At 67.5% G+C, this 8,869-nt stretch carries 7 protein-coding genes; 1 reads left to right on the top strand and 6 read right to left on the bottom strand.

Annotated elements, in window-relative coordinates:
• Positions 1–147 precede the first annotated feature (147 nt).
• On the top strand, positions 148–933 hold the full coding sequence (phnX, locus tag AC1AYX_RS10080; RefSeq protein ID WP_476503354.1) for a phosphonoacetaldehyde hydrolase: 786 nt from the start codon (positions 148–150) through the stop codon (positions 931–933).
• Positions 934–962: 29 nt separating this feature from the next.
• Here the strand turns inward: phnX and AC1AYX_RS10075 are convergent, their stop codons facing one another.
• The 6 genes from AC1AYX_RS10075 to AC1AYX_RS10050 all read right to left on the bottom strand — a co-directional run bounded on the left by AC1AYX_RS10075 (position 963) and on the right by AC1AYX_RS10050 (position 8,573).
• Positions 963–2,570 carry an aminotransferase-like domain-containing protein gene (locus AC1AYX_RS10075; protein ID WP_476503353.1) on the bottom strand — a complete coding sequence of 536 codons (1,608 nt, stop codon included), beginning with the start codon at positions 2,568–2,570 and terminating at the stop codon, positions 963–965.
• Positions 2,571–2,803: 233 nt separating this feature from the next.
• Complete coding sequence (gene pdxT / locus AC1AYX_RS10070; protein ID WP_476503352.1) at positions 2,804–3,448, bottom strand: pyridoxal 5'-phosphate synthase glutaminase subunit PdxT; 645 nt, start codon at positions 3,446–3,448, stop codon at positions 2,804–2,806.
• Between the two features lie 18 nt (positions 3,449–3,466).
• Complete coding sequence (pdxS, locus tag AC1AYX_RS10065; RefSeq protein WP_034526836.1) at positions 3,467–4,342, bottom strand: pyridoxal 5'-phosphate synthase lyase subunit PdxS; 876 nt, start codon at positions 4,340–4,342, stop codon at positions 3,467–3,469.
• Between the two features lie 181 nt (positions 4,343–4,523).
• On the bottom strand, positions 4,524–6,629 hold the full coding sequence (dnaG, locus tag AC1AYX_RS10060) for a DNA primase (protein WP_476503351.1): 2,106 nt from the start codon (positions 6,627–6,629) through the stop codon (positions 4,524–4,526).
• A 110-nt stretch (positions 6,630–6,739) separates the two neighbouring features.
• Positions 6,740–8,050 (bottom strand): deoxyguanosinetriphosphate triphosphohydrolase, encoded by a 1,311-nt coding sequence (locus tag AC1AYX_RS10055; protein ID WP_476503350.1) that lies wholly within the window; start codon positions 8,048–8,050, stop codon positions 6,740–6,742.
• A 43-nt stretch (positions 8,051–8,093) separates the two neighbouring features.
• Complete coding sequence (locus AC1AYX_RS10050) at positions 8,094–8,573, bottom strand: HTH domain-containing protein (RefSeq protein WP_476503349.1); 480 nt, start codon at positions 8,571–8,573, stop codon at positions 8,094–8,096.
• Between the last annotated feature and the right edge of the window lie 296 nt (positions 8,574–8,869).

Genomic DNA, 8,869 nt, shown 5'->3' with positions numbered 1-8,869 from the left:
AACGACTCGGGGGACACACCCCGGAGGAATTCCGGAACATGTCCCCCACAGCCTGATCAGGTACCCTTAATAAACCACGTCCAGCAATCGGGGCGCAGTTCAGACGGAGGGGGCCGCATACAACCGTTATGAGTCACTGAAAGGACAATGATGACCAACCGTTTCGAAGCCGTGATCTTCGACTGGGCCGGCACGACCGTGGACTATGGCTGCTTCGCCCCCGTCAAGGCGTTCCAGGAGGCGTTCAAGGAGTTCGGCGTCGAGCCGACGATGGCCGAGACCCGCAAGCCGATGGGCATGCTCAAGCACGACCACATCGACACGATGCTGCACATGGACCGCATCGCCCGCGCCTGGGAGGAGCGGCACGGCGCCGCCCCGACCGACGCGGACACGGATGCCGTGTACGCGCACTTCGAGCCGAAGCTGCTGTCGATCCTCGACGGCTTCGCCGACCCGAAGCCGGGCGTGACGGAGGCGGTCGCCGCCCTGCGCGAGGCGGGTCTCAAGATCGGCTCGACCACCGGCTACACGGACAAGATGATGGAGATCGTCGTGCCGAAGGCCAAGGAGAACGGCTACGATCCGGACTTCTGGATCAGCCCGGACGGCACGGACGGCTACGGCCGCCCCTACCCGTACATGATCTTCCGCAACCTGGAGGCGCTGCACGTGACCGACGTGCGCCGCGCCGCGAAGGTGGGCGACACGCTCTCCGACATCCGCGAAGGCAAGAACGCGGGCGTGTTCACGATCGGCGTGACCGAGGGCAGCTCGCAGATGGCGCTGAGCCAGGCGGAGTTCGAGGCGCTGGACGAGGCCGGCAAGCGCGCGGCCCGCGCCAAGGCGCGTGACGCGTTCGTCGCCGCCGGCGCTGACGCGGTCATCGATTCGATGGCCGAGCTTCCCGCCCTGCTCGCCCAGATCGCCTGAGCCGATCGTCCGGATTCATTCGTCCGGATTCATTCGAGCGCCTCGCAGATGATGCGGATCCCCTTGTCGAGATCACGCGCTGCGGGGCGCACGACGTTGAGACGGATGTGGGAGTCGTCCGTCTCGTCGACGTCGAAGACGCCGCCCGGCATGAAGGTGACGCCTTCGGCCCGGCATCGCTCCAACAGCGCCAACGCGCGCGCTCCCCGCGGCAACGTCACCCACACGTAGTAGCCGCCTTCCGGCACGGTCCATCGCATGCCGTCGGGCGCATATCGTTCCAGCGCGGCGATCGTCCGGTCGCGGCGATCGCGGTACGCCTTGGTGAGCGTGTCCACATGCGCGCCGATGCGCCCCTCCCTGAGCAGTTCCATGCAGATGCGCTGCGAGGACGTGCTCGTATGCTGGTCGACCATTCGTCTCAGGGCCGCGACCCTGCCGATCACATGCGGGTCGGCCACGATCCAGCCGGTGCGCAGTCCGGATGTGACGGTCTTCGAGAACGTGGACAGGTAGATCACATATCCGGCGTTCTCCATGCCCGCCACCGGCGTGGGCCGGACCGCCATGGCATCGCCTTCGTCGCGCCCGCCTTCCCCCGTCTGCTGCCGCATGGGCCCGTACCATAGATCGCCGTAGGCGTCGTCCTCGATGATGAGGCACTGGTGGCGTCTGGCCGCGGCGATGAGCTCGCGCCGGCGCGCGGTCGGCATCGTGACGCCAGTGGGATTGTGCGCCGTGGGGATCGTATAGATGAATTTGGGATGGAACCTCGCGCAGTAGCCTTCCAGCAGATCGGTACGCATGCCCAGCCCATCCATCGGCACGCCGACGACGCGGGCCCCCACCGAACGGAACGCCTGCAATGCGGAGAACAGCGTGGATTGTTCGACGAGCACGCAATCGCCCGGATCGAGGAACGCGCGCACGCACAGGTCGATGCCCTGCTCCGAACCCGACAGCACCATCACGTTGCGTTCGTCGCACCGCACGCCGCGCGAACGCATGTGGTCGGCGAGCAGTGCGCGTAGTTCCGCGAACCCTTCGATGGGCGATTCGGGCCGGCCGTCGAACTCGTGCGAGGAGAACGCCTCGACGCTCACCGCGCGCAGCAGGTCGTCGGGGATGTCGCCGGGGTTCGGCGAACCGGTGGCGAAATCGATGACGGTGCCGCCGCGTTGGGCCCGATCGGCCGATGCGATGTCGTGATAGGTGAACCGGTTGGAATAGTCGCTGAACAGCACCGACCATGGAGGCGGCACGACGGACGGTTCCGTCTCCGAGTCCGGGTGTCGATCCCGTATGGTGTGCACGATGCCGCCGGCCGGCGAGGGCTCCCGTTCCCGACCGGCCCGCGAATCCCTTTCATGGTTCGCGGGCCGGACCGGTGCGGCATCGGCGACGGGCGTCACGAACGTGCCTTTGCCCACTTTGGAGGCGATGAGGCCTTCGTCCTTCAGCTGCTGGTAGGCCTGCAGCACGGTGGTGCGGTTGACGCCGAGTCTGGCGGCGAGCTCACGCTCGGGCGGAAGCCGGTAGCCTTCGGCGAGTTCGCCGGAGACGATGCGTTCGCGCAGTTGCGCGGCCAGCTGCCGGTACATCGGCACGTTCGTATGCCGGTCGAGTTCCAGCTGCATGCCCGTCCTCCTTTCCCGCTCCGCATCCGCATCCGCCATCGGGACGCCTCTCTCGACGATCATCCCGCAACCCATCCCGACAATCATCCCATGGTGCGGTAAAACTCCCATGGTGCGGCGATGCAAAACGGCGGAAAATAGCCGTTTCACATCATCTTCATACCGCACCATGGGAGCGGTTGCGGGGCGGGTTCCGCGCTATGGGAAGCAGCCATGGGGAGTATGGGGGAGCGTTACAGGGCGAGGAACAGCTCGTGCAGGCGCGTGTCGTCGGTGAGCTCCGGATGGAACGCGGTGGCGAGGATGTTGCCCTGCCGTAGCGCCACCGGATGCCCGTCGACCTCGGTTTCGACGCGCGCCGACCCGCCGACGGAGACGACGTACGGCCCGCGGATGAACACGAGCGGGAAATCCTCGATGTAGTCGGCGTCCCCGGGCTCGCCGAAGTCGGCGGTGGCGGCGAAGCTGCCCAGCTGGCGGCCGTACGCGTTGCGGCGCACAACGGCGTCGAGCGCGCCGAAGTACACGTGCTCGTCGTTGTCGAGCCTCTTCGCGAGCAGGATCATGCCGGCGCAGGTGCCGAACACGGGCTTGCCGGCCTTGATGTGCTCGGCGATCGGCTCGAACAGTCCGGTGGAGTGCAGGAGCTTGCCTTGCGTGGTGGATTCGCCGCCGGGCAGGATCACCCGGTCGATGGAGTCGTCGAAATCCTCGGCGGCGCGCAGCAGCTTCCACGGCGCGCCGAGCCTGTCGAGCACGGCGGCGTGTTCCGCGAACGCGCCCTGCACGGCGAGGATGCCGGTCACGCCGTGCCGGTCCTGCCCGGATTCGACGCCGTCGGACTCCTCCTTGGAGATGTATTCGACCGCTACGACCATGTCAATCGCCTCCGGGTCTCACTCGCCTCGGGCGGCCATGATGGTCTGGATCTCGTCCTCGTTGATGCCGACCATGGCCTCGCCGAGGTTCTCGGAGAGCTTGGCGAGCAGATCGGCGTCCTGCCAGTTGGCGGTCGCCTTGACGATGGCGGCGGCGCGCTTGGCCGGGTCGCCGGACTTGAAGATGCCGGAGCCGACGAACACGCCCTCGGCGCCGAGCTCCATCATCAGGGCCGCGTCGGCCGGGGTGGCGACGCCGCCGGCGGCGAAGTTGACGACGGGCAGACGGCCGTTGTCGTGCACGTACTTGGCGAGGTCGTAGGGCACGGCGAGCTGCTTGGCCGCCTCGTACACCTCGTCGTCGCGCAGGGAGACGAGCTCGTGGATCTGCTTGTTCATCGTGCGCATGTGGCGCACGGCCTGGATCACGTCGCCGGTGCCCGGCTCGCCCTTGGTGCGGATCATGGCCGCGCCTTCGGCGATGCGGCGCAGCGCCTCGCCGAGGTTCTTCGCGCCGCACACGAACGGCACGTCGAACTGGTTCTTGTCGATGTGGTAGACGTCGTCGGCCGGGGAAAGCACCTCGGACTCGTCGATGTAGTCGATGTCGATGGCCTGCAGGATGCGCGCCTCGGCGATGTGGCCGATGCGGACCTTCGCCATGACCGGGATGGACACGGCCTCCTGGATGCCCTTGATCATGGCCGGGTCGGACATGCGGGAGACGCCGCCGGCCGCGCGGATGTCGGCCGGGATGCGCTCGAGCGCCATGACCGCGCAGGCGCCGGCGTCCTGGGCGATCTTCGCCTGTTCGGGCGTGGTCACGTCCATGATCACGCCGCCCTTGAGCATCTGGGCGAGGTTGCGGTTGAGTTCGGCACGGTTCTGCGTCATGATGATCCCTTCTGGTTCGTACGATGCAATGCGGAGCCGGGCGCGTCCGTTGGCGGACGGCACGGCACCGGTCGCCGACCATTATCGGACGCCGGCGGCGCGACCAGTCCAAACCAGTCCAATTTGGATGGGGCCAATCCGCGGATTCCCGACCAGTCCAATCGCGAAAGCCCCGCGAGGCTCACCCGATGTCGTTGCCGTAGACCTGCGACTGGATGTCCTTGCGATGGGTCTCCATCCGCGTGATCTCGCCCAGCAGGGCGATCTTCTCCGCGCCGTCCGGCATCATGGCCATCCTGCGCCGGGCCGCGCCGATGCGCCGCATGTAGCCGATGTCGAGCAGTTTGGCGAGCAGTTCGGAGGCGTAGCGGCTCTCGGCCTTCGTGGGCGTCCTGAGACGCGCGTCCGGCATGGCACCGGCCGGGTCGGAGACGCCCGCGCCGGAGGCGTCGCCCGCCGCACGCTCCCCACCGGACAGCGGCAGCGGCATGACGGCCAGCTCGTTGATCGTCGATTCGAGCATCGGGCCGCCCGCCTTGGTGAGATTGTGCATCCACAGCCCCTGAGGCGTGTCCGCGGAGGGGAGGCCGCCGGCAGCGGCGACCGCCTGGAACAGCGTGCGGAACACGGGCGTCATGAAATTCGCGAGCGTCAGCTCCGCGAACCCGTTGGGGCTCACGGCGCGCGGCACCTGGATGAGCAGCGCCATGAACTGCTGTTCGGCGATGAACACGGCGTCGTCGATGCGGAAGTACGTCTGCTCGGTCGCGTCGCGATGCTCGAGCTCACGACGTTTCGCGGGATCGGCGTACGGATCGTCGTCACGGCCGCGCGGACCGCGGTCGAACGCGCCGCCGCCGTTGAACCGGCGGCGCGGCGCGTACGCGTCCTCGTCGCGCACGTGCAGCCGTCGACGCGCCTGCCTCACTTCGTCCCGCATGATGTCGAGGTCGATGCCGATGCGGCGCGTGGCGCGACGCGTGTACCAGTCGAGCTGCGACCGGTCGCGGATCTGCGCGATCAGCGGGGCCGCGGCCTTGGCCGCCCCGACCTGTCCGGTCGCGTACTGGGTGTCGAAACGGCCGATCGCCGCGTCGATCACGAAATCGTAGAGGGGCACGGCGTGCTCGATGAGCGAGCGGACCGCCTCGTCGCCGCGTTCGATGCGCAGATCGCACGGGTCGAGGTTGTCGTCGGCCACGGCGACGAACGTCTGCGAGAGGAACGCCGCGTCGAGGCCGAACGCATGCAGCGCCGCCTTCTGCCCGGCGGCGTCGCCGTCGAACGTGAACACGACGCGCGAACTCAGCTTCTCGCCTTCGACCTTCAACGGTCCGGTGAGCTGGACGGCGCCGAGCGAATCGTCGGCGATGAGGCGACGCACGATCTTCGCGTGCTCCGTGCCGAACGCGGTGCCGCAGGTGGCGATGGCCGTGTCGATGCCCGCCAGATGCATGGCCATCACGTCCGTGTACCCCTCGACGATCACGACCTGGCGCTTCTTCACGATTGCCTTCTTCGCCAAATCGATGCCGTACAGCACCTGGTTCTTGCGGTAGAGCTGCGTGTCCGGCGTGTTGATGTACTTCGCGGCGATCTGGTCGTCGTCGTACAGCTTGCGCGCGCCGAAACCGAGCGTGCGCCCTGTCGAATCGCGGATCGGCCAGGTGACGCGGCCGCGGAAGTAGTCGTAGACGCCACGCTGCCCCTGACGCGCGAGACCGGCGTCAAGCATCTCCTGCTGCGTGAACCCCTTGGACGCGAGATGACGGACGAGATTGTCCCACCCCTGGGGCGCGTACCCGCAGCCGAACCGCTCGCAATCGGCCTGGCTGAACGTGCGGCCTCCGAGCAGCTTCCTGGCGGCGAGCGCCTCCTTGCTCATGATCTGGCTGGTGAAGAACCGCTGCGCCTCCTCGTTGGCCTCCAGCAGTCGCGCGCGCTTCGAGCCGGAATGCCCATCCGGCCTGCCGGCGCCCGTGCTCTCGTAGTGCAGTTCGATATGGTATTTGTCGGCCAGCAGTTCGACGGCCTCGCGGAAGTCGATGTTCTCCTGCTGTTCGACGAATTTGAACACGTCGCCGCCGAGCCCGCAGCCGAAGCAGTGCCAGACGCCGAGGGCGGGACGCACGTTGAAGCTGCCGGTCTTCTCGTCGTGGAACGGGCATAGGCCGACGAACGTGCCGGTGCCCGAGGGCTTGAGCGACACGGATGCGGATACGATGTCGTAGAGGTCCGCGGCGGCGCGCACCTTCTCGATGTCTTCCTTCTTGATCATTCCGGCCATGACACACTACCCTACCGCCTCGCCGCGGCACCGGTGCGGGTATGCCGGTTTCCGTCGTCGGCGCGTGTCCGCCGTCCGTCCGGTTCGCCGCGCGTCGCCGGCGACATCGTTCAGAACAGGATCGAGTGGAGCGCGAGCGCCGAGGAGTCGGTGAGCGAGGCGACCTGGTCGACGGCGACGCGCAGGCGCTCACCGTCGTTGGCGGCGGTCTCCCAGTCGTCGAGGAACTGGCTTTCGAGGATGTCGCTGGGGCGGGGCGAATCGGCCATGAGCACGTCGACGAGGTCTTCGACGATGCGCCGCTCCTCCTCGTGCATCGGCTCCCTCTCCCCGGGCACCATGACGAAATGCACGGCGATGCCCTTCAACGCGACGATCTCGTACGAGGTCTCCTCGGGGATGATGGGCCGCGCCGAATACCGGGTGAGCGGCCCCGGGCCGTAGGTGTCGCGCGTCGCCTCCTCGACGCTCCACGCGAACCGGCCGATCAGGTCGGAGGTGATGTTCTTGAGCTGGGCCAGGGCCAATCGCGATCCGTTGAAATGATCGGGGAACATGTCGAGCCGTTTCAGGCGCGCGAACGCCTCGACGAGACGGTCCGGGTCCCATTGCGGCCCGTACCATGCACGCGTCTGCTCCACGACGGCGTCGATCACGCGCGCGTCGGAGAGCGCGATCGGGTTGAACGCGCCGGTGGCGATGGCGTCCTCCACGTCGTGCACCGAATAGGCGATGTCGTCGGCGAGGTCCATGATCCGGCATTCCATGGGCCGTGCGGTCGGGTCGGCGAGTCCCTGTTTGAGCCAGCGGAACACGGGTTCGTCGTCCGGGTAGACGCAGTATTTGGCGCTGCGTTCGCCTTTGGGGTGCTTCGCCGCCTCGGCGAGCGTCCACGGGTATTTGACGGCGGCGTCGAGCGAGGCGCGGGTGAGGTTCACGCCGGCGGAGCGGCCGTCCGGGTGGAATACCTTGGGTTCGAGCCGGGTGAGGAGGCGCAGCGTCTGCGCGTTGCCTTCGAATCCGCCGATGCCCCGGGCGATGCGGGCGAGCGCCGCCTCGCCGTTGTGGCCGAACGGCGGGTGGCCGAGGTCGTGGGAGAGGCAGGCGCAGTCGACCACGTCGGGGTCGCAGCCGAGGAGTTTGCCGATCTGGCGCCCGATCTGGGCGACTTCGAGCGTGTGGGTGAGGCGCGTGCGCGCGAAGTCGTCGGTGCCGGCGACGAGGATCTGGCTTTTCGCGCCGAGCCGACGTAGCGCTGACGAGTGGATGAGCCGCGCGCGGTCGCGTTCGAACGCGGTGCGCGACTTCGATTTGGGCGGCTCGGGAGCCCACCGCTCCTCGTCGGACGCGGTGTAGCCCTCGCCTTTCGGCACGCGTTCGGCGCGGCCCGTCGGCAGGTCATCGTGGTGGCTGGGTTCCATGGCGCATCTCCCCCTTGGCCCCAAGCCTAGCAGCGGCCGTCCGCTACTTTCCGGACCGTTCGCCGATTTCCGCGCGAAGCCGTTCGACCTCGGATTCGAGGTGTTCGATGAGCATCACCTGTTGGGAGATGAGCAGGTCGCGCAGGTCCCGTTTGCCGGCGCGCACGTTGAGTTCCGGCGTGAACGGCTTCGGGAGCCTGCCGTCCGCCGCGCCGCCGGACGCCGCGTCCGCGTCCGGGCTTCCGGCGGCTCCGGCGATTCCCGTGGTTCCGGAGGTCTCGGGGGCGTCCGGCATGGTGCGCCAACGCGCGATGCACCGTTCGATGCGCTTGTATCCGATCAGGGAGGCGTCCAATCCGGCGTCGCGGAAGATGCGCACGGGGGATTCGCCGGCGCGGTACCGGCGCATGCACTCGCGACGGAACGCCTCGGAGTAGCGGATCCGTCCGTTCGATACGCGCGCGACGGCGGGAAGCGAACGCAGATACGCGATCTCCTCGTTGGTGAATCCACCGGCTCCCATGGCGGCCTCCTTTCGACGTGTCCGGTTGGCGTGCGGCGGCGGTCACGGCACCGACGGCATCGCAATACCATCATTGATACCCCGCAATGCGACCGGCCGGTATACATCTACCGGAAACCGGCTCCGCATCGCGACACGCCGCGGACGACGCCCCTTCTCCGTCGCATGGTATCGACATTTCCCCCGTCGCGAACACCCCCTTAACACCCCTACAGGAAGCGCTTATACCCTCGTTATCACTATGGATTCCATACACAACATGGGTTTCACACATACACCCCCATATAGGGGGAAAG

The sequence above is a fragment of the Bifidobacterium sp. LH_419 genome (assembly GCF_056356955.1).
The sequence above is the reverse complement of the archived record's forward strand: the minus strand, read 5'-3'. Positions and strand labels throughout refer to the sequence as shown.

Coding starts and splice junctions, on each gene's coding strand:
- pdxS (WP_034526836.1), bottom strand. CDS start 4,342: ATGACGCAGAACCGTGCCGAACTCAACCGCAACCTCGCCCAGATGCTC.
- dnaG (WP_476503351.1), bottom strand. CDS start 6,629: ATGGCCGGAATGATCAAGAAGGAAGACATCGAGAAGGTGCGCGCCGCC.
- AC1AYX_RS10050 (WP_476503349.1), bottom strand. CDS start 8,573: ATGGGAGCCGGTGGATTCACCAACGAGGAGATCGCGTATCTGCGTTCG.
- phnX (WP_476503354.1), top strand. CDS start 148: ATGATGACCAACCGTTTCGAAGCCGTGATCTTCGACTGGGCCGGCACG.
- AC1AYX_RS10075 (WP_476503353.1), bottom strand. CDS start 2,570: ATGCAGCTGGAACTCGACCGGCATACGAACGTGCCGATGTACCGGCAG.
- AC1AYX_RS10055 (WP_476503350.1), bottom strand. CDS start 8,050: ATGGAACCCAGCCACCACGATGACCTGCCGACGGGCCGCGCCGAACGC.
- pdxT (WP_476503352.1), bottom strand. CDS start 3,448: ATGGTCGTAGCGGTCGAATACATCTCCAAGGAGGAGTCCGACGGCGTC.